Annotated in this window: 2 protein-coding genes and 2 pseudogenes; 2 read left to right on the forward strand and 2 right to left on the reverse strand. The window is 47.7% G+C overall.

What is annotated here, in order from left to right; genetic code table 11:
• On the forward strand, positions 1-316 hold a 316-nt coding region (locus tag BHE85_RS16055), incomplete at its 5' end, for an integrase core domain-containing protein (RefSeq protein ID WP_146627433.1).
• A 39-nt stretch (positions 317-355) separates the two neighbouring features.
• Positions 356-607 (forward strand): annotated as a pseudogene (gene dgcZ / locus BHE85_RS16060) (diguanylate cyclase DgcZ); the annotation flags it as partial.
• Between the two features lie 114 nt (positions 608-721).
• Here dgcZ and mgtT read toward each other — a convergent pair.
• Positions 722-826: a protein MgtT gene (mgtT, locus tag BHE85_RS27585; protein ID WP_211180496.1), complete on the reverse strand. Its 105-nt coding sequence runs from the start codon at positions 824-826 to the stop codon at positions 722-724.
• Positions 827-858: 32 nt separating this feature from the next.
• Positions 859-1,191: pseudogene (locus BHE85_RS16065) on the reverse strand (IS1-like element IS1X2 family transposase); the annotation flags it as partial.

Genomic DNA, 1,191 nt, shown 5'->3' on the forward strand with positions numbered 1-1,191 from the left:
TGCCGGGCTAATCCACCACTCTGATCGAGGTTCACAGTACTGCGCATACGATTACCGGGTCATACAGGAGCAGTCTGGTCTGAAAACATCAATGTCGCGTAAAGGTCACTGTTACGACAACGCTCCGATGGAAAGCTTCTGGGGAACGCTGAAAAATGAGAGCCTGAGCCACTATCGTTTTAATAACCGGGATGAAGCCATCTCAGTAATACGGGAATACATTGAGATTTTCTACAATCGTCAGCGTCGTCACTCTCGTCTGGGGAATATCTCCCCGGCAGCCTTCAGGGAAAAATATCATCAGATGGCTGCTTAAAAAAAGAACAAATGATAGTGTCCGCTATTGCCAGTACACCTCAAAGCGGCTAATGATGAAGAAGCATGTCGTGCAGGTGTCAGAATTTGCCAGTTAGTCGATAACCATGCCATCACACATTCTGAAGGGCATATCAACATTACCGTGACAGCAGGTGTCAGTCGCGCATTTCCTGAAGAGCCTCTGGATGTGGTCATTGGAAGAGCAGACCGGGCAATGTATGAGGGTAAGCAAACGGGAAGAAATCGCTGTATGTTTATTGACGAACAAAATGTGATTAACCGAGTTTAAGCTCCGTTTAACATTCATTGAGAAAACTGATGCTACTGTGTCAACGATTCGTTATCAGTGCAGGAAAATGCCTGTTAGCGTAAAAGCAAAACACAAATCTATCCATGCAAGCATTCACCGCCGGTTTACTGGCGGTTTTTTTTCGCCGTCATAAAAATCAGGCCCCTTGTACACAACTGTAACAAGGGGCCGGTTAGGTGAGGGATTATCTCCGTTCATTAGTCATCCCATTTGTGGGTAATGACTCCAACTTACTGATAGTGTTTTATGTTCAGATAATGCCCGATGACCTTGTCATGCAGCTCCACCGATTTTGAGAACGACAGTGACTTCCGTCCCAGCCTTGCCAGATGTTGTCTCAGATTCAGATTATGTCGCTCAATGCGCTGAGTGTAACGCTTGCTGATAACGTGCAGCTTTCCCTTCAGGCGTGATTCATACAGCGGCCAGCCATCCGTCATCCATACCACGACCTCAAAGGCCGACAGCAGGCTCAGAAGACGCTCCAGTGTGGCCAGAGTGCGTTCACCGAAGACGTGCGCCACAACCGTCCTCCGTATCCTGTCATACGCGTAAAACAGCCA

The sequence above is a fragment of the Shigella sp. FC1567 genome (assembly GCF_001743015.1).
GTDB classification, from domain to species: domain Bacteria; phylum Pseudomonadota; class Gammaproteobacteria; order Enterobacterales; family Enterobacteriaceae; genus Escherichia; species Escherichia coli.

Bases quoted from the DNA above. Each gene is read 5' to 3' on its own strand.
- mgtT (WP_211180496.1), bottom strand. From the start codon at position 826: ATGAACGGAGATAATCCCTCACCTAACCGGCCCCTTGTTACAGTTGTG.